This window comes from Oligoflexus tunisiensis (genome assembly GCF_001748245.1).
GTDB lineage: Bacteria > Bdellovibrionota_B > Oligoflexia > Oligoflexales > Oligoflexaceae > Oligoflexus > Oligoflexus tunisiensis.
In genome coordinates, this window is record NZ_BDFO01000001.1 from 3,165,339 (window position 1) to 3,185,449 (window position 20,111).

Sequence of the window (20,111 nt, forward strand, 5' to 3'; positions counted from 1 at the left end):
GGAAAGGAATGATTGATGAAACCACGTGCACTCGGGCGAACCGATCTGCAGATCGCTCCCATTGTTTTCGGCGGTAATGTTTTTGGCTGGACGATTGATGAGGCTCGTTCCTTTGAAATACTCGATGCCTTCGTCGCAGAAGGATTCAATTGCATCGACACAGCGGATGTTTATTCCAGTTGGGTTCCCGGCAACCAGGGTGGCGAGTCGGAAAGCATACTGGGCCGATGGATGAAGGCGCGCGGCAATCGCCGCAGCATCGTGCTGGCGACCAAGGTGGGCAGCCCCATGGGGCCCGACCGAAAAGGTCTGAAAAAGGCTTATATCATGGAAGCGGTCGAGGCCTCCTTGAAGCGCCTGCAGACCGATTACATCGACCTTTACCAGGCTCACCAGGACGATCGGGAAACACCTCTTGACGAGACGCTGGCTGCTTTTGATGCCTTGATTCAGCAGGGCAAGGTCCGGGTGATCGGGGCATCCAATTACGAAGTTGATCGCCTGGCCGAGTCGCTCAAAATCAGTAAGAGCCGCGGCCTGCATCGCTATGAAACTCTGCAGCCCGAATATAATCTTTATGATCGAGCCCACTATGAGAGTGGTCTGGAGACACTATGTCGAGAGGAAGGCCTCGCTGTGATTCCGTATTTTTCCCTGGCCAGCGGCTTTCTGAGCGGCAAGTATCGATCCGCAGCCGATGTGAACAAGAGCCCTCGTGGTCAGGGGATCAGGAACAAGTATTTGAACGAGCGCGGCCTGCGTATTCTTCAGGCCCTGGACGAGGTGGCGGCGGAAACCCGTTCCACTCCCACTCAAGTGTCCCTGGCCTGGCTTCTGCATCGGCCGGGCATCACGGCCCCGATCGTCAGTGCCACGACTCGGGAGCAGCTGCGCGACCTGGTGCAGGCACCAAGGCTTGAGCTGAGCCCGGAGGCCATCAGCCGGTTGACCCGGGCCAGCGACCTAGGCTGACGTCTTGAATCGTTTTTCACTCGCTTCCCTCACGACAAAGCATGCGGGCGGGAGGTTGATTTCCAACATGAAGTTTTGAAAGCCGGGACGCCGGGTGTAGGGATTATCCAACAGTCGGATATGAACCGAGCCCTTGGCGTCTTCAATGTATTCCTTCACCGCGCTCATGCCGACGCCGCGTCCCGAGATTTCATTCGCCGCATGGCAGGTGGAAAGCCCCGGCTCAAAGATGACCCAGGCTGTTTCCAGCGGTGACGGTTGACTGTCCGGTCTGAGCAGACCCTTGGCACGGGCCAGATCCTGCAGAGCTGCAAGGTTCAATCCCGCTCCGTCATCCGTATACTGGATGATCAGCTCGTCCTGAACGACCTTGAGCTGCACCTTGATCAGGCCGGCCGGATTTTTGCCCTGGGCCACTCTCTCCGCGGCACTCTCGATGCCATGATCCATGGTGTTGCGGACGAGATGAATAAAGGTGTGACGGATGAGGTTCTGCCCGAGCTGGCTCAGGTGAATACCCTGGTCGTCGATCTCGATCTGAGGATATTCCTTATGAAGGTCGCGGGCCAGCATATCAGCATTGGCCATAACCTCGCGGAAGAGAGTCTCGGCCCGTATCAGGATCAGGTCTTCGATCACTTTTTTCAGAGGATTGGCGCCCACTCGCAAGTCCGCGGGGCCGAATTTTTCCACCAGACCGAAGAAATGCGCGAGGCTGTCGGCATAATCGGGTGTGATCCCGAGACGACCGGAACCATCGCGTCCCAGCTTGTTCTGACTCAAAGTCTGGTAGACATCCAGAAGGTCCTGGACGGCCTCGAGATCCTTGAGCAGGGCGGCCTGATTCCAGGGCTTTTCGTCCTTCATAAGGGCAGCCAGATTCTGCTCGGCCTCATGAACCGCAGGCGTCAGGTGTTGCAGACCCAGCGAGCGGGTCACACCTTTGATGGTATGCATGTTGATGAAAAGAATTTTCAGGATGTCCTGATTCATCCTGCGGTTGGCCTTGATGAGGCGTTCATTCTCGGCCAGAAATTTCTGGCTTGATTCGACGAAGCGATCAAAAATGGCTGGTTGAACTTCCAGAATCTCGCCGATGTAGGCCAGTTCCTTGGATTTTTCTGCCGCGACGCTTTCAAGTTTTTTCAGGCGAGTGACGTCCTTGATGGTCACCAGCATCTTTTCGACCACGCCTTCATCGTTGACGACAGGATTCCAGTCGAGTTGAAGCAGCTGCCCATCCGATCCATCGAAGCATTCCACTTCCAGGGGCAGGGCGTGCAGATTCAATTCCGTGTTGATGGCATCCTCATTCATGCAGCTGTTCAAAAGACTGCGGATCTGTGATCTTTGATCCGCATTCAGTCGGGTCTTTTGAAAGATGAACTCCACCAGATCCTGGCCTTCCACCTGCTGGGTGTGGAAGATGGACTTCGTATGATCCGAGAAGGCAGGCGTGATCGCCAGCTGGTCGCCTTTCGCCACCAGAATACCCATCTGAATATGCGTGAGTATGGATTTCACTTCGCGAGTCTGCTCCTCCACTCTTTCTTCCAGGTGCTCATTCAGAGCCACGACCTTGGCGTGCTCCTTTTGCAGATCCGTGTTGAGTTTGCCGATTCTTTCCAGAGCCGACTTTTCGGTCAGCCGGATCTTATCCGCCAAACCCAGAGACAGGAGGGTGACTTCAAACACCGAGGCGATCAAGGTGCCCCATTCCGTGACGAAGAGCCAGGGCAGAACACTGAAAGCTGTGAGAATCCGCAGGAGATTGGCGAAGATCAAGGAGGACCATGCCGCGGTGAAAAAATAAGCCGGACGGTAGCGTTTGATGGAGCAGGTGACGCCGCAGGCGAGCGTAGCGAAGGAGGCATACATGGAGCAGCTTCCGGCCATGATCGCCGCGATCTCATAGGGCAGGAGGAGAGCAATTATGGTGGCAACAGTCGCCATAATCATCCCAAAGACGCAGAACCTGGTCAACCAGGGGTGCCGGTTGCGCAAGGAAAGAAAGTAGATGGGATAGAGACAGGCTAAAAAGGATGAGGCATTCCCATCGATCAGATAGCCTTCATTCAAGAGAAAGGGCCACTGCGGCAGCAGTTCGGCGAAAAGCCCGGAATAGGACAGTGGCTGGAGCATCATGGTGATGAGGAAGGCCACATAGATCAGATAAACGGTTTTTCTGAGCTGCAGATAGATCAGGAGGTTATAAAGGGCCATCACGAAGAGCACGCTCAGCATCGAAAAAAGAAAGGTATATTCCATTTTATGATGCTGATGAAATTCCCTTTCCGAATAGGCCTGGATCTCGAAATTCATGGGACCTTTGGACCTGGCCCGCAGAAGGACGGTCGCGGTTCCAGGTGGGACGTCGAGGGTGAAGAGTGGGGATCGATACTCCGGGTCGGAGGTCTCACGCTGTCCCATATCTCCACTGAGAAGGCGTTTCAGTATGCGGCCATCAGCGACGGCATAAAATTCAATTTCATCCAGAAGCGGGTAATGCTGGAGGATCAGGATGCGGCGCGGATTTGCGGAAGGGTTCTCCAGCTGGAATCGTGCCCACCAGACGGAAGGGGTGAAGCCGAAGGAGAGAACTTTTTTATCGGGACGAAAGAATTGCGGCTGCGTTGCAGGATCCAGCATCTGTTCGATCGTAAGGGCCGAGGATTTATCTTCGAAGAATTCCAGATGCGGGTTAAGGCTGACGCCTTGAATCTTCTCCTGGACCTGAAAAATGGGACTTGCGTCAGCGTATGCAGCTCCGGGCAGACCCAGTATCAGGGTGAGGAAAATAAGCGGTATTCTTAACCATTGCATGGCAGACCTCCACACCAAATCTTCGGCGCCGGTCTTGAGTTGTTGAGATCGGCCGCCCAGGGGATATGAAGCGTTGGGCATGCTTCAAGTAATCCAGGTGAATCATTGGGAACAGGTGCCTTTACTTCTCGTGAAGTTTTTCGGGCATCCGCGTCCTGCTGCGGACGGAGTGAAGGGCAGGGGTCGAATCGGATGTCATGTGTCCGTTTTCCAATGGGAAAATCGTGGAATTTCTGCAACTCAGTAAATTATCTCAAGGTTGTTCAAATTCTTCCGACAAGTAAGAAAGTTCGTCGGCACTTAGCCGGACGGACTCGTTTTTTTTAGAAAGACAGGAGCCTTTTGTATGCGACCAGCCCTTGTTCTGCTTGCGCTTTCCCTTCCCCTCGTTTTTGCTTCAGGCTGTTTGAAACCGGGCACATCTTCCAACCTTGCCAGCACCAGCTGTAACTATCCACAGTGGGTCCAAGGTCAATTGTATAGGACGGGCGATAAAGTCATCTTGAACGGCCAGGCGTATGTTGCCGAACATGATAACCCTGGCTATCATCCCACCATCAGCACCTGGTACTGGGAACCAACCGCGTGCAGCGGCGGACCAACGACCTCATGCAGCAGCACACAGGCCTGGCAGGCCGGAACTCCTTATGCGGCCGGTGCGTTGGTTGTCTACAATGGAAAAACTTACCGAGCCACGCATGCCAACCCCGGTTATGATCCCGTGATCAGCACCTGGTTTTGGGATGAAGTGGGAAGCTGTGCGGATCCGCAAAATCCTGCTCCCGCACCCGCGCCTGCTCCCGCACCGGCTCCGAATGCAGGTCAAAGCGGTAGCGGTTTCCGCAGTATCCTGACCGAAGCCATGTTTAACACGATGTTCCCGAATCGCCTCGCGTTCTATACTTATGAAGGTCTGGCGTCGGCTATCGACTCCTATCCGGGCTTTGCCAAGGAAGGCAGCGAAGAAATCCGCAAGCGTGAAGTGGCCGCTTTCCTGGCCAATATCGAGCACGAATCAGGTCATCTTCAGTACGTGGAAGAAATCAATCGAGCCAACTGGCCTCTTTATTGCGATCAAAGCAATACGGTCTCGCCTTGCGCCCCTGGCAAGCAGTATTACGGTCGCGGCCCGATCCAGCTGAGCTGGAACTATAACTATGGCGCGGCTTCCCGAGTTATCGGCGTCGATATTCTGGCGAATCCGGATTTGGTGGCTCAGGATTCCAAAGTCGCCTGGCAGACGGCTATCTGGTTTTGGATGACCCAAACCGGAGCGGGAACGATGACCAGTCACAACGCAATCGTGAGCGGTGCCGGCTTCGGTGAAACCATCCGGACCATCAATGGCGCTTTGGAATGCGGGGGTCGTAACCCCGCTCAGGTTCAGGCGCGTATCAATTACTTCAGTCGTATTTCGAACATACTCGGCGTATCGATGGGGGAAAGAACCGGCTGTTAGGATTTAAAGCGAACCATTTCCATCGATCCCAGACGATAGGTCTGGCGGTTTTCGTCCCAAACGGACTGGACAGGGAAACGGAGAATGCGGCCCTGGTAGGACCAGCGAAGCTCAATTTCGAAGGTTCCGGCGGGCACGACGGAAACGTCCGCCTGCAGGCGCACCGATTGAGTTGAACCGGGAAGCCATGAACGAGGGTCAAGGCCCTCTCCGGATCCCAATTCCAAAGCCTGCGATACGCCTGCGGCATTGACCACGGCGATCTCAGGACGGAAAGGATGATAGGCCGGGGCAAACCCATCGTTTCGGATCTTCAAGTCGAGCGTCAGCTTATGGTCGGGACTGACGACAGCCTTCGCGGATTCGAGGATAAAGCGATAGCCCAGACGGGTGGCCACCTCATCATAACAGCCTTCCGTTTTCCAGCGGTCCAGCACCTTCGCGTTCCAGCCCGTGTTCAGATAGCTCATGCCCAGGCGCTCCATATCCTGCAGAGCCGCCTCACAACTGGTGTAAACCGGATTGTCCACACAGGTTTCACCGCCGATCGCCTGACCCTGGCGTGATAATGTTGCGATCATATCCTTCCACTGATCCGGCGTCCGGTCACCATCATAGGTGCCCATGTCGGTTTCCGAGGCCAGGTAGCAATCATTATGAAAGCCGAGGCGCTTCATCTCAGCTGGCGTCAGGCGGCTTTCCAGCTCAGCCCGAAAGCGCGGCCGCCGGATCATGATGAGGAAATCATCGGGGAGTTCATCCAAAAGAGCCCGCACGAGCTGAAAACGGAGCTGAGGATCCTCCGCATAGCCACGGCCGTTCGGTGCATACTCACTGTTCCATTCGCCCCACATTCCATAGAAGCCGGCTTCAAAGAACGCGATGTCGTATCGATGAGCTTTGAAAATAGGGGCCAGTTGTTTGAGATGCTGGATCGCGAGTTCAGGGCGGGCCGCTTCGGCCAGACCGCAAGGATTGAGCACACCATCGTCGGCGTAGATGACTCGCACGATCGCCTGTTTTCCCGGTACCTGACGCACTTCAGCGAAGCGCTGTTCGAGGTTCCGGCCTACGCTCTCATCCAGGATTTCGGTGCCGCAATAAGAGGTCAGCACAACGCGAATCAACGCCAGGCCTTTGTCCTGATCACCCGTATTCCAGGAATAGAAACCACGACCGGGACTCACGATATCGCGCGGATCTTCCTGATAGGTCCAATGGAAAGCCGTAAGTTGCGGCGCAGGCGTGACTGGTGTTTCGAGGTTCTGGTCGCGCGGGCTGGGCTTGACGTCCGGTGAAGTACGCTTGTGGCAAGCGGCCGGCAGCAGGAGACTCAGGATCAAAAGGTTCATCAAAGTACGCACAGAAGGGCCCTCCTCGATCCCTTATAACGAACATCCGGGGCTTATAACAAACCCCAAAGGTATGAGTGCCTGAATTGCGACAGATGTCCTGCTGAGGACAAGGCTGGTCAAACTTTACCAAGGCAGTTTTCCGTGTCACGACGGGTGACGCAGATTCGATTCGGCCCATTCTCATGGTTGAGTTTGCATCGGCCCTTCATCCTGTTCTGCGGCGCAAGCGTGAAATCTGGTATGGCTCCTGCACACGATTTTCCCGAAGTATTGATGGAAACGCTCTCAATGGCGTTCGTCCTTCGGCTTTTGCAATTCGATGCCTGACACGGACACCCGGGAGTCATGTCATGAATTGGCTTTTCAATCTGTCCTTCGCGGCTTTCTGTTTCTTCCCATACAGAATGGGTCTGGCTCAGGAGACTCGCGCTCCTGTAACGTCTGGCCCGGCTGCTGTCACGCTCAGCATTGAAGATGCGTTGCGCCTTGCCGAACGGGCCAGCGAAGATGTCACCGCTGCGGTCGCTGCCGTCAAGCGGGCCGAAGCGCAGCAAATGCAGGCGCGCAGCGAATGGTATCCCCAGATCAATGGATCCCTGTCCTATGATCGTCTCCTGGAACCGGATGTTGATGATCTGGCCGCTTCAGGCATGATGGGTCCAACTGCAGGAACCGGTTTCATGCCTTTTTTTCAAGAGAACACCTGGCGCGCGGGGTTTACCTTGTCGCAGAATATTTTTGCAGGCGGCCGGAGTCTCGCCCGCCAGGGTATGAGCAACGCAGCTCGAAAAATCGCTGAACTGGATCTGGATGCAGCCCGGGCGTTGACCGTGCTGACGACCGTACAGGGTTACTATGATGCGGTCCTGGGCCAGCAGCTTGTCACGATTGCGGAGGCCGCCCTGCAGCAGGCGGAGATCACACTCAAGCAGGTCAAGCTCGGCGGTCGACAGGGGACACGCCCGGAGTTCGATGTGCTGCGGGCTCAGGTGACCGTTGAAAATCAGCGGCCTCAGCTTCTGACAGCACGCATGCAGAGAGATCAGGCCCTCCTGCGCCTGAAACAGTTTCTCGACATTCCTTTGGAAAAGGATCTGGTTCTGACCTCCACACTGGAAGAGGAACAGATGCGTGATCTGACCTCCGTTGCCCGTCAGACGGCTCATCTGTCGGAGCCCCGGAAGGACCAGGATTCCCGTCTGGTGGTCGAACAGGCTTTGACGGCGGTTGAAATGCGCGAGGCCGGAGTTGATCTGGCGAAATCACAGCATTGGCCCAACATCAGCGCTGTTTCTAATTATGGCTGGGCGGCCTATCCCGAGTCCGGTCTGCCGGAATCGAAGGAGTGGTTTCGGAACTGGACCGCCGGAGTGCAGCTGACCGTTCCTATTTTCAGCGGATTGCGTATCCAGGGCGAACAGCGCAGCGCTGCCGCCGACCTTGAGGAAGCCCAGGCCCGCGCCCGGCAGATACGGGAACAGGCGGCGTTGGATGCCCGCAGTGCTGCGGATCAGCTGGCGTCCGCGAAGGCCCAATGGGAAGCAAGCGCGGGGACCGTTTCCCAGGCCGAGCGTGCTTATCAAATTGCAGAAATTCGTTATCGTGATGGTATATCCACGCAACTGGAACTGGCCGATTCCCGTCTGCAACTGCAGCAGGCTCAGGCCAACCGGGCCCGCGCCGCCCGCGATCTGCAGGTGGCCCGTGTGCGGTTCACTTTATTGCCTCATCTTCCATTAAGCGCTGCCAGCATTGTGCGCAGCGATACCGGCAGTCTCTCGTCAGGGACTGCGAACACAGCACCCACGGAAACGACGCCAGCAGCTCAAGGAGTGGGCACGGTGCCGAACTAGGGGGGAGGGATTTCCATGCGCTCCATTCATCTGATCAGCATGAAACACTATCTTGTTCTTTTCATGATCGCAGCCGCCTGTTCGGGATCCTGCAAGCGTAATGCGGAAAATGGCGCGACCCCTGAGGAACCCACACCGATGCTGGTTGGCCCGGAGAATACGATCATCGTGCGTCGTGAGGCGATCAGCTCCGGCCCCCGGCTTTCGGGTTCCCTGGAACCACGCGAGCAGGCCCGCGTCCGGGCGGAAATTTCCGGCTCGGTCACGTCCGTTGAAGTTGATATGGGCAGGACTGTGACCCGTGGTCAGATCCTGGCACGAATTGAAGATACCGCGCTGCGCAATGCTTATGCTTCGGCGCAATCGGCGCTGCGATCCGCAGAATTCGAGCTGCAAAACGCAGCCCGCCAGGCCGAACGAACGCAAGCGCTCGTGCAGGGTGGGGCGCTCGCGCCGCGAGATCTCGAAGTCGCTCAAAGTGCGCGGACGACCGCCTCGGCTCGGGTGGCGCAAGCCCGGGCGCAGCTCGCGCAGGCGCGGGAACAATTGGAGGCGGCCACCGTACGATCGCCGATGGATGGAGCCATTAGCGAAAAGGCTGTGAATCAAGGGGATGTGGTGACTGTTGGAGCCCTCCTCTTTACCGTGATCGATCCCTCCAGCATGCGCTTGGAAGCTTCCGTACCCAGCGACGCCTTGCCCATTTTGAAGATCGGCACGCCGGTAGCCTTTGCGGTTCGAGGTTATCCCGATCAGATTTTTACGGGGACGATCGAGCAGATCGCCCCGGCCGCTGATCCTGCAACCCGTCAGATTCCCATTTTGATTGCGATTCCCAACCCCGGTGGTCAGCTGATTGCCGGCCTTTTTGCGGAAGGGCGTATCAGTGCCGAGACGCGTGAAACATTGGTCGTGCCGGTGAGCGCGATCGAAAATATCAACGAAAACCCCAGCGTCATGCGCATCCGGGACGGACGGACCGAGCAGGTTCCAGTCAAGATCGGTCTCAGGGACCCGCAAACGGAACGCGTGGAAATACAGGGAGATATCAATGAAGGTGATGTGCTCTTGACAGGAGCTGCCAAATCCATAGCTCCAGGAGCTCCGGTGCGGCTCACGGGCGCCAATGCGAGTTGAAGAGGATACTTCATGTGGATTTCCAATTTTGCCATCAAAAATCCGGTCGTCACCATCGTCACGACCCTGGCGCTGATCGTCTTTGGTGCCATTGCCCTGGTGATTGTGGATACCGATGAATTTCCCGAAGTGAATCCCCCGGTGATCAGCATTGCTGTCCCTTACCCGGGCGCAGCTCCGGAAACGGTGGAGCGGGAGGTGGTGGATCGAATGGAGGAGGCGATCGCCGCGATTTCCGGAGTCGATGAGATACTTTCAACTTCCATGGATAGCTTCGCCAACATCATTGTGATCTTTGTGTTTGAAAAGGATCTGCAGGAGGCGTCCCAGGACATCCGGGATAAAATTTCTGAAATTCGCGCGGACCTGCCGCCTGAAATGGAGGAACCGACGCTGACGCGTTTCGATCCTCAGGATCTTCCCATTGTGTCCCTGACTCTGACCTCGTCCACCCGCTCAGGAGGCGAGCTGACCCGCATTGCCGATCCTGGTATCGTCAGCCAGCTTCGGGGCATTACCGGTGTTGCGGACGTAACGGTGGTGGGGGGCGTCGAACGCGAACTCACGGTGGAGATCCGGCCTCTGGCGCTCCAGGCCGCAGGCGTCAGCGTCGGGCAGGTCGTGCAGGCGATGCAGAGCCAGAACCTTGCAACGCCTGTCGGGCGTCTGACCGGTGAATATGATGAGCGGACCATCCGACTGGCTGGACGCCTGCAAGGGCCCGAGGAATTCAAGCAGGTCTCCATTGCGACGATCCAGGGTCGCGTCGTCCGACTCGGAGATGTCGCCGATGTTCGGGACGGATCGGAAGAACAGCGCAGCCTGGCCCTTTTTAACGGACAGAGGGCGGTCGGCATCGATATCAAGAAAAGTACAAATGCCAGCACTACGGCTGTGAGTGATCAGATTCGGGAGGAAGTGCAAAGGATCCAGAAGACGCTTCCGCAAGGCGTTGAACTGCGCATAGTCCGCGACTCCGGCGTCCGGGTTCAGCAGTCGGTGGCCGATGTGGAAACTTCGCTATTGGAAGGGGCAGCGCTGACCGTGCTGGTCGTTTTCCTGTTCCTGGCCTCGTGGCGATCGACCGTGATCACGGGTCTGGCGTTGCCGGTTTCGGTGCTGGCGTCATTCATCGCTGTCTGGGCCTTTGGCTTTACCCTCAATTCGATGTCCCTTCTGGGGCTTTCGCTGGCCATCGGTATTCTGATCGACGATGCGATTGTGGTTCGCGAGAATATCGTAAGGCACATGGAAATGGGCAAGGATCATGTGACGGCCGCGCGCGAAGGAACGTCCGAAATCGGGATGGCAGTGGCGGCCACGACGTTTTCCATCGTGGTGGTCTTTGTGCCGATCGCTTTTATGGGTGGAGTCGCCGAGCAGTGGTTTGCGCCTTTCGCCTTGACCATCGCCTCGTCTGTTATGGTTTCGCTGTTTGTTTCCTTTTCCCTGGATCCCATGCTTTCAGCCCTATGGAGTGACCCCGAGGTGGAAGGTGGCAAGCGGACCTGGATCAGCCGTAAACTGGACATCTTCAATCGCTGGTTTGATCGAAAGACGGAGGGCTATAAGCGGATTATCGAATGGGCCTTGCGGCACAAGCTAGCGATGTTTGCCATTGCGGTACTTTCCTTCGTGGCCGCGCTGGCCATGCCTGCGGTCGGCCTTATCGGAAGTGGATTTTTTCCCCTGCAGGATGTTTCGGAGTTCACGATTGAATTGGAGTCACCTCCGGGTTCGAACCTTGATTATACGCGTCTCAAGACCGAGGAGGCTGCCCGCATTGCGGCCGGGTTTCCGGAAGTCGCGTATACCTATGCCAGCATCGGGGCGCAAGGTGAGGTGGTGGATGAGGCGAGTATATATGTGCGCCTCGTGCCGAAAGCAGATCGGGATCGGAGCCAGCATGAAATCTCGGATGAAATGCGCGGCCGGATTCAGCGTATCGGTGGCGTCACCGCTTCCCTCAGTACCGGGGGTTTTGGCCCTCAAAAACAAATCGAGGTGGAAGTGCGGGGTCCAGACTTGCGTGAACTCAATCGTATTGCAGAAAATCTGCAGCAGGAGATGAAGCAGATACCGGGAGCTGTGGATGTGGGGCTGTCAACCAAGGGACAAAAACCTGAAATTGAAGTCACTGTCGATCGCGCGCTGGCCGGCACGCTGGGCTTGACTGTCGGGGAACTGGCCCAATCTCTGCGCCCGGCCTTTGCCGGCATTGACGCCGGGGACTGGGTGGATCCTACGGGTGAAACGCGTGATGTGATGGTGCGCTTTACTCCCGAAGCGCGCGAACGTCCGGCTGATTTGGAAGCCCTGCCGCTGGTTGTTTCCGGAACGAAAGGGCCCACGCTCATCCCACTCGGGCAGGTGGCGCGGGTGCAGTTGAGCCAGGGGCCTGCTCAAATCAGTCACCTCGATCGTCAGCGGGTGATCACCGTTGGGGCGAACACGGACGGACGACCCATTTCGGAGGTGGTTCCGTTCATTCAGGAGCGCGTGGCGGCGATGCAGCTGCCGGCCGGTTACCGCATCACGCAGGGCGGGGAAGCGGAGGATCAAAACGAGGTATTCGGTCGCATCCTGCTGGCCCTGGGGATTGCGGTGATGCTGATGTATATGATTCTTGTGATGCAGTTCAGTTCCTTCCTCGATCCGATTGCAATCATGGCTTCGCTTCCTCTGTCATTGATCGGTGTGATGCTGGGTTTATGGGTGACCGGATCCACACTGAACCTCATGTCGATGATTGGCGTGATCCTGCTGATGGGGATCGTCGCAAAGAATGCGATCCTCCTGATCGACTTTGCCAAGTGGGCGGAACAGGAGGGCAAGGATCGCAAGACGGCTATCGTGGAGGCCGGGGGCACAAGGCTCAGGCCCATCGTGATGACCAGCCTTGCGATTATCGTTGGCATGCTGCCGGTGGCTCTTGGGACAGGCGAAGGCGCCGATTTTCGCGCTCCCCTGGGACGTGCGGTGATTGGTGGGGTCATCACCTCGACTTTTCTGACCCTGCTCGTGATTCCCACATTCTATGAAACGCTGGCCGATTGGAGGGATTCCATGATGCGGCGCCTGCGCAAGCGTCCGGCGGCATCGCATGAATCATCCGACCCAACGGTCACGCCTCATGGCCCGGCCCAGGCGCGGCACGGAGCCTAGGTTTTTTAGCGCCAGGCCCCTGAAATCAGGTCGAGATTTGAGAATTCTCGAGTCGCAAACGCTGCGCTCCGATACGTAGAAGAGGTCATCAGGCACACAAGAGGAGCGCGACGTGCTGCAATTCTGCTGCATAGTATTATTTTTCGTTTTTTCGGGCATCGCCTGTCACAGTTCCATCATCGACATGGGTCCCACTCTTGCGAACAGCAACATCGAGCAGCATACGGTCTCCATCAATGAAATTCCGGAAGCACCCGGAGAGCGGCCTGAGGCCGACCCTTCGATTCCCATGACGGCCGAGCCTGCCACTGCGGAAGAGAAGGTCAGTCCCCCCTCCAATATCTCAGGATCCTATTTGTTATGTATCGAAACTCTACCTCCGACCGAAAGTGCTCCGGAAGCCGTCGTGAGCTGTGCGCTGCGTGACAAGGTGAGCAACAGCAAGGTTAATCTTGCTGCGAAATTTAGCAGCACGACCTGGAGCTATCAGCTCCCGAGTCCGGGTAACCTGGAGGTCCTGCTTGCGGAGATTAACGGAAGTGTGGAATGGCATGTGGCCATCAATCTGAAGGCTCCGTCTCTGGCGGAGGTTCAGGCGCAAAAGGAAGCCATCCGATTCTTCGTCACCGTTCAGGATGCTGCGGGAGTCAAGTATCAGGAATGGGCACCGGTCGCGTCCTCATTTCTGGAATGGATGGCCTTGGATGGAGCGAAGGTTCCTGCCGGTGCGGTTGTAGGCGGCACCCAGGATGAACAGACGGATGATCTTTTTGTTTGCCGGGTCTATGCCGGTGGTGAAGTCATTCCTGGCAAGATGATTGAGCACTTCCGCGATGCCGACAAATCCATATGTTATGCGACCATGAATGGCAATTCCCTGCAGTCACAGTCGGATGACGGGGATACCCTCCAATATAAAAATGATGTGCTCCGTATCACGGCTGGGGTGTTCGACGATTATTTGGAATGGGTGCCTGCGTCCAACGGCGACCGGCCAGCCAATGCTGTGGCCATGGGCATGGATGCGAATGGCAACCCGCTTTATAGCTGTCGCAATTTGCAGATTGCGGATGACCTGGCTGAGCAGACGCCCGGGGTTTTGAGGCCAGGCGCGAATGGATGCACGCATCAATATTTTGGTGTGAATACGAACGCTGAATATCAGGTCCTGGCATGGAAGGCGGGTGGGACGGAGAAGATTCTGGCGTCCCGCGCTCCGTCTCCCTGATTCGAGCAGGGGCGGTGACGACGCCCCGCCTCACGCCGCGGTCTGCTGCTTCTCGTCGCCAGCCAGGCATGAAGCCGGCAGCGCCATCTGCAAACAGAAAGGTCGGCGCCGTTCCGCGGTGGCCGGTCCGAGGAATTCAATCATAATGGATCCACCGAGGCTTTCGATGGCCATCTTCACCGCATCCATGCCGATGCCGCGGCCGGAGATGGCGGTCACCCCGTCCTTGGTGGACAGGCCTTCCACGAAAACCATTGAGGCGATGGCATCATCATCCGCTCCAGGGTGCAGCAGTTTCAGGTTGCGACCTTTCTCTTCCAGGGCCCGCAAATTGATGCCATGACCATCATCGTAGAGACGCAGCAGGAGCCAGCCCGACTGCATTTTGGAGTCCAGGGTAATGGTGCCCTGCTCGTTCTTGCCTTTGGCTATCCGGACGTCAGGAACTTCGATCCCATGATCCAGAGCATTGCGAATACAATGCATCATCACATCCCCGATGACATCCGCAGCATTTGGCAAAAAGCGTGCGGGACACGGAGCAACGTTAAGGATGGGCATGGCCTTATGCAGTTCCTCTGCCAGGCTCGGCAGGGAGTCACGAATCGTGGAGAGCACGGATTCGAGTGACACCGATTGCCCTTCCATGCGGTAGCGTTCGAGGCACTGAGTGAGCTGCATGCGCAAATCCTGAGTATCCCCGCGGCTCAGCAGATCCCCGACCTCCTCGTAGAAGGCTCGATAGGTATCCTGGACCCCTGGTGCGCTCTGCAGGTCCTTGAGGGTTTTTTGATAGACGCGTTCATAGACAGCCAGGCTTTCGATGCAACGGTGCTGGCCTTCCAAAAGTTCCTTGCCGCTTTGAGTCAGACTATCGCCCGCCAGAGCCTTCGCATAAATCTCCTCTTCATGATGAACAGCCTCAGCCACTTCATCGAATCCGAGAGTTCGGGCATTGCCTTTGACGGTATGCAGATTCCGGAAGATCAGCTTCAGCTCATCGAGTGACACCCGGTTGTCGGTATGGAGGATGACGATGTTGGCCGCAAGTTTCTCGTGGGAATTGCGGAAGAAACGCTCGGTCTGCTGTGAGCCGATACTGATCAGTCGCGACAGGATATGCAGCTCACGGCGCTGCTGCTCGGCCTCGTGCCGGAGTTCGCGCAGCTCGGTGACGTCCCGTACCACAACCATCAGCTTGTCCAGCCGACCGTCTTCACCCTCGATGGCCTGCCAGTCGAGTTCCAGGAACTGATCATGGCCGTTATTCGCCTTGCGCATGAGTTCACGCACAAGGAGATGATTGTTGACGATAAATTCAAGCGGCGAACCCCCGTGCAGGCAGAAGTCCACGACGGCCTTGACCTGGTTGCGTTTGTCCGCGCTGATGTCGGTTCGATCGAAGAGCAGTTCCATAGCCTCGCGGTCCGCGAGGCCTTGCATGCCGAATATCGTTTCCAGATAGGCGGAATATTCACTGTGGATTTTCATATCCGGTTTGATCGTGAAGATCCCTTGCATGATGTTCTGCAACATGGTCTGGATATCACGGGTCTTATTCGCCAATTCCCGGGTCCGATTTGCGACCTTTTCTTCAAGGCTCGCATAGAGCCGGGCGTTGCTGATAAAGATGGCGGCCTGCGAGGCAATCACGCTCAGGACCTTGACCCGATCCACGGTGAAGGCCCCTTGAACCGACATGTGCTCGACGTAGATCACACCAGCGATCTGGGCCCGATTGACGATCGGAACACAGAGCAGAGACTGCGGATGATGCTGGGCGATATAGGGATCCCTCAGCAGTTCATTGCGGTTGTTCAGATCATCAATGACGACCGGTTCGTTGCTCCTGAGAGCGAGCTGGATCAGAGAGCGGGGAATGTGCTCATAATCTTCGTAAGGGATGTCCATGAGCCCCGATTCCTGGCCATCGCGGATGGTGGCGCAGACATGGAAGCTATCGTCCTCTTTCAGGATCAGGGTCGCGTTCTGAGCGCCGGTGCTTTGAATGGTGGTTCGCATCAACTTGTCGAGCAGCGATTCCAGGACGACTTCACTGGCCAGAATCTCAGAAGCCTTGACGACCGCCATGAGATCGAGTTCCGAGCCGGCCGTATCATTCCGGGTCCCGAGCACGGTCGTTCGCATCATGGTCGTGGTGCGTGCCACCTGGGTCCGCGAACTGCTCTCCCGCTTGATCACCCGTTCACCCAGAAGATCCTCATACTTGTTCTTCAGGTCCTCCAGCTTGACCTTGGCGCCCCAAAGATCATAGTGGAAATAGGCTTCCTTCAGATAGAGTCCGGCAATCCGGGGTCGATCGATTTCGAGATAGAAACGGCCGGCGATATCATTGAACAGGGCCACGTATCCGGTATAGCCAGCCTGCTGCGCGGCATGGATGGCCTGATCGAAGCGGGTGCCCGCCAGCTCACGCTGATCGGCGATCCGTGCCAGTTCCGCTTCCATCAGCCATTGCACCATCTGCAGATTCCTGGGGACTTTCCGGGCAATGCGTTCGATGCGGTGATGCATGCGGCGCAGGACCCGCAGCGTCTTACGCTGACGAGTGGCATCCAGGAGCCGGTAGGCCTGGCTGAAACCCAAAAAGTGATAGGGTGCCATCAGCTGCTCGGTCAGCCCAAAAATGGCCTTCAGAACGGGCAGACTCTTCAAGCCATACTGAAAGCCCAGCTCCTTGTTGTCCATGATGACGCCGAGCATCGTCTTGAACAGGTTAAGGGCCGTCAAGGCAATGGGATTGGCTGCGCTTCTTTCATAGATCGTGGCTTCACGCAGATACTTGCTATCGAACCGCGTGGGGTCCTCGGTTAATCCCGCCAGGGCCAGACCGGGCATACACCAGGTTAAATAGATCCAATAAGGGCTGGTGTCGGTGATATTGTGGACCTTGCTTTCCAGATAAGTCGTATCAGGATCAATTTGGAACACGAAGTTTCGTGCTGTGATCATGGCATTGCGGTTGTAGATCTGATGGGTCAGGTCGCCAATTTGAAAAGCCCATTTTTCACCCTCGACGGCCGCTTGCTGGCAGTCGGCCAGGGAACCGTAGAGACTGGTGGTGAAGCAGGCTATGACAAATTTGAGATAAGGTCGTTCATCGACGCTATCAAAATGCTGGTCGAGTGTTTCAGCGAGCGCGCAGATTTTGGGGGGAATGTCGAATTCCCGGAAGACACTGCTCAGGATCACCGAGTAATTGACGAAGGCTGACGCCGATTCCTTGGTGAACCCATGACGGCAGGAATAATAAGTCGCCAGCACGACCCCGGTGGCCATCAGGTTTTCCAGTTTCAGCTGATAGGCAATCACAGTCAGGAATCGCAGGATTTTCATCTTCAGGGTAATCGAGTCATCCAGCGGTTTCAGACGCGCCTGGTAGTCGGTGAAAAAGTCAGGCGTCATGTGACGTTTGATTCTGAAATGGTACAGGACGATACCGAGCGGATTGGGCGAGCGACTGAGACGGACTCCGAGCAGGCGAAGAGCGGTCAAACTCTCATCCAGCGATTCGTCCAAACGCCCCAATAGATTGAGTTGCAACGCCTGCAATAGGCAAAGACGCGCCTGGTCAATCGGCGTCTGGGCTTTCTCGCGTGCCGTGAGATAAACAGCGTGAGCGTCCTCGATGCGGTTCGAATTGTAAAGACTTTCGCAAAGCTTGAGATGAATCTGGTAAACCAGGTCATAGTCCTGTTTCCAACCGATGTCCTGGGTCAGGTCGCGCGCCGTTTGCAGATAGACGCTGGCCGAGTCATAGGCGGTGCCCTGGAAGGCTTTCACACCGGCGCTATAGTTGAGGCGCGCCAGCTCGAATTTTTCCTCGGCCGTATCCACGAGGCTGATGCTGATGTTCAGGTGGCGAATGATTTCGGGAGCCCAGGCCTCCCGCTCGGATTCGGGTGCGTTGTGGAAGAGGTGGCGGCCGACCAGCAAATGAAGATCCACCCGGGAGGTTTCCGGAACCAGGGCATAGAGAGCCTCCTGAATCCGGTCATGGGAGAAACGATAGGTTTCGAGTTCCGCTTTGTCGGAAGCTTCCTTGATAAGGAAACCTTCACGCAGACTGTCATGCAGCGCCTGCTCGATGAGATCCTCTTTGAGTTGACCACGAATGGCGAGCAGGACGTCCTTGCGGAAGCGGGTGCCGATCACGGCACTGATTTTCAACATCTCCTGCGCGTCAGGCTCAAGACGAGCCAGTTTTTTCAAAATGACGTCGATGACGTTGTCGCTGATATCCATCTGAGCGATCGCCGCGACGTCCCAGCTCCATATCCCTTGTTCCTGGTCGAAGATGATGCTGCCGTCTTCATAAAGATGCTTGAGCAGCGATTGCAGAAAGAAGGGATTGCCGTTGGTTTTGTCTACCAGAAGACTGGCGAGGGCGTCCACCCGATCCTCGGTGCTGGCCAGCGTGTCCGCGAGAAACTGCCGGATGGCGGGCAGGGGCAGGGGCTCGAGCCGCGTGATCTGAACGTCCGACAATTCCTTGATCTCTTCCATCATCTGCAGGAGAGGCGCGTCGTTTTTCAGTTCATGATCGCGCCCGGCGGTCAGGATCATCAGATAACGCAGATCCTGGGCTGCCATTTGCCGCATGAGTTCGATTGAGGGGTTATCCGCCCATTGAATATTGTCGAGGAACAGAAGGATGGGTCTTTGCTTCCGGGCCGCTGTCTTGAAAAATTGAATCAAAAGATAAATACAGCGGTTGCGGGCAATTTCGCCGTCGAGATCCTCGTTGCCGCGCTGCGGGCCGATGATCCATTCCAGCTGCGGAGCGAGGGCCAAAAGGCCACCGGCCTGACCTTCAAATACGGTGGCCAGGTCCTTGCGGAGGCGCTGGAGTTCGTCTTCCTGCTCCAAGAGCAGGGATTTCGCCAGATTTTGCAGAGCCATGCGGAAGGCGTAAAACGGGGTATCCTTGGCCTCCTGCTCGAACTGTCCTTCCACAAAGTAGGTGTGCTGGTCCAGGGACAGGCGGAAGTGGTCCTTCACGAACGCGGATTTACCCACACCCGCATCACCCAGGACAAAAGCCAGGCGCTTCGAACCGCGCTTGACGATCGCCAGTTCCTCCGTCAGGACTTTGGATTCCGCCTCACGTCCATAGAGCTTTTGAGGAAATGCAAATTTTTCGGAAACGTCACAGGCTCCGGCCTTGAAGTCGGGCGGGTTGACTTCACCCTTCAGCCAGGCCTCACGGCAGAGGCGCAGGTCATGCAGGAGTCCAAAGGTGCTTTGGTAGCGTTCGTCCGCATTTTTACGCATCAGCTTGCTGATAATGGCTGTAACCGCGCGTGGAACATCGGACCGAACGTCAGAAACGGGGACAGCTTCCTTGGTCAGGTGCTGATGAATCCACTCCAGGGTATCCTCGGCCTGGAACGGCAGCTTTCCGGTCAGCATTTCGTAAAAAGTAATGCCCAGCGAGTAATAATCGCTGCGATAATCGACCTTCCGATTCATGCGTCCGGACTGTTCCGGAGCCAGATAAGGAAGCGAACCTTCCAGGGCCGCTTCGTTCGCCTGGCCTTCGGCTTCGAATTCCGTGGCGATATCAAAGTCAATTAAACGAAGGTCCCGGCTCTCCCGGTTCCAGCAGATGTTGCTCGGGTTGATGTCCTTGTGAATGATCCGGGCCGTATGAACCGTGCGGATGGCTTCCACCACGGCAATGGCGATGTCGAAAAATTCAGGCAATGCGAGAGTTTGGCCATCCAACACCCCGCGCAGATCGGGGCCGCTGTCTTCCAGCACCATGGCCAGCGTATTTTCCCAGGGATACAGGCCAACGGTCTTCTCCACGCCAGGACCCTGGAGTGTAGTGACCATGTTAAATTCAGCACGGAACCGGGCGATCCTTTGGGCCGATGGGTAGTCCTCTCCCAGAACCTTGACTATCAGCGATCGTCCCTGCTCATCCTGGGCACGAAAGACGATATTGCGGCCCGATACAATCGGCTCAGCTTCAAGAGTAATTCCTGGTATCTGGGATTTCAAACCGCGGTACTCCTTCTTAACTCCCAGTCTATCGGTAGGGCGTTGCAAATATTTATTCAGAAGCTCTTAGCAAATTGTATGTTTAGGAAGGA

9 protein-coding genes are annotated in these 20,111 nt (G+C 56.4%); 6 read left to right on the forward strand and 3 right to left on the reverse strand.

Annotated elements, in window-relative coordinates; translation table 11 throughout:
• Positions 1 to 15: 15 nt before the first annotated feature.
• Complete coding sequence (locus OLTU_RS13380) at positions 16 to 972, forward strand: aldo/keto reductase (RefSeq protein WP_141733268.1); 957 nt, start codon at positions 16 to 18, stop codon at positions 970 to 972.
• Here OLTU_RS13380 and OLTU_RS13385 read toward each other — a convergent pair.
• Positions 964 to 3,795: a 7TM diverse intracellular signaling domain-containing protein gene (locus OLTU_RS13385; protein ID WP_176736591.1), complete on the reverse strand. Its 2,832-nt coding sequence runs from the start codon at positions 3,793 to 3,795 to the stop codon at positions 964 to 966. The genes OLTU_RS13380 and OLTU_RS13385 overlap by 9 nt on opposite strands.
• Before the next feature lie 346 nt (positions 3,796 to 4,141).
• Between OLTU_RS13385 and OLTU_RS13390 the strand changes: the two genes are divergently transcribed.
• Positions 4,142 to 5,254, forward strand: a complete 1,113-nt coding sequence (locus OLTU_RS13390; protein WP_141733270.1) for a glycoside hydrolase family 19 protein — start codon at positions 4,142 to 4,144, stop codon at positions 5,252 to 5,254.
• On the opposite strand, the gene OLTU_RS13395 is transcribed toward OLTU_RS13390, so the two are convergent.
• Complete coding sequence (locus OLTU_RS13395) at positions 5,251 to 6,618, reverse strand: DUF4832 domain-containing protein (protein WP_141733271.1); 1,368 nt, start codon at positions 6,616 to 6,618, stop codon at positions 5,251 to 5,253. The two genes, OLTU_RS13390 and OLTU_RS13395, sit on opposite strands and share 4 nt — an antisense overlap.
• A gap of 341 nt (positions 6,619 to 6,959) precedes the next feature.
• Between OLTU_RS13395 and OLTU_RS13400 the strand changes: the two genes are divergently transcribed.
• The 4 genes from OLTU_RS13400 to OLTU_RS13415 all read left to right on the forward strand — a co-directional run bounded on the left by OLTU_RS13400 (position 6,960) and on the right by OLTU_RS13415 (position 13,992).
• Positions 6,960 to 8,462, forward strand: coding sequence for a TolC family protein (locus OLTU_RS13400; RefSeq protein ID WP_176736592.1), 1,503 nt, complete (start codon positions 6,960 to 6,962; stop codon positions 8,460 to 8,462).
• A 15-nt stretch (positions 8,463 to 8,477) separates the two neighbouring features.
• Positions 8,478 to 9,599: an efflux RND transporter periplasmic adaptor subunit gene (locus OLTU_RS13405; RefSeq protein WP_141733273.1), complete on the forward strand. Its 1,122-nt coding sequence runs from the start codon at positions 8,478 to 8,480 to the stop codon at positions 9,597 to 9,599.
• Between the two features lie 12 nt (positions 9,600 to 9,611).
• Positions 9,612 to 12,764: an efflux RND transporter permease subunit gene (locus tag OLTU_RS13410; protein WP_141733274.1), complete on the forward strand. Its 3,153-nt coding sequence runs from the start codon at positions 9,612 to 9,614 to the stop codon at positions 12,762 to 12,764.
• 112 nt (positions 12,765 to 12,876) lie between these two features.
• Positions 12,877 to 13,992: a DM9 repeat-containing protein gene (locus OLTU_RS13415; protein WP_141733275.1), complete on the forward strand. Its 1,116-nt coding sequence runs from the start codon at positions 12,877 to 12,879 to the stop codon at positions 13,990 to 13,992.
• A 30-nt stretch (positions 13,993 to 14,022) separates the two neighbouring features.
• On the opposite strand, the gene OLTU_RS13420 is transcribed toward OLTU_RS13415, so the two are convergent.
• Positions 14,023 to 20,019 carry a protein kinase domain-containing protein gene (locus OLTU_RS13420; protein ID WP_141733276.1) on the reverse strand — a complete coding sequence of 1,999 codons (5,997 nt, stop codon included), beginning with the start codon at positions 20,017 to 20,019 and terminating at the stop codon, positions 14,023 to 14,025.
• Positions 20,020 to 20,111: the final 92 nt, after the last annotated feature.

What these genes read in the sequence shown, in the direction of transcription:
- OLTU_RS13380 (WP_141733268.1), top strand. Translation starts at nt 16, where the DNA reads ATGAAACCACGTGCACTCGGGCGAACCGATCTGCAGATCGCTCCCATT.
- OLTU_RS13405 (WP_141733273.1), top strand. Translation starts at nt 8,478, where the DNA reads ATGCGCTCCATTCATCTGATCAGCATGAAACACTATCTTGTTCTTTTC.
- OLTU_RS13390 (WP_141733270.1), top strand. Translation starts at nt 4,142, where the DNA reads ATGCGACCAGCCCTTGTTCTGCTTGCGCTTTCCCTTCCCCTCGTTTTT.
- OLTU_RS13400 (WP_176736592.1), top strand. Translation starts at nt 6,960, where the DNA reads ATGAATTGGCTTTTCAATCTGTCCTTCGCGGCTTTCTGTTTCTTCCCA.
- OLTU_RS13410 (WP_141733274.1), top strand. Translation starts at nt 9,612, where the DNA reads ATGTGGATTTCCAATTTTGCCATCAAAAATCCGGTCGTCACCATCGTC.
- OLTU_RS13385 (WP_176736591.1), bottom strand. Translation starts at nt 3,795, where the DNA reads ATGCAATGGTTAAGAATACCGCTTATTTTCCTCACCCTGATACTGGGT.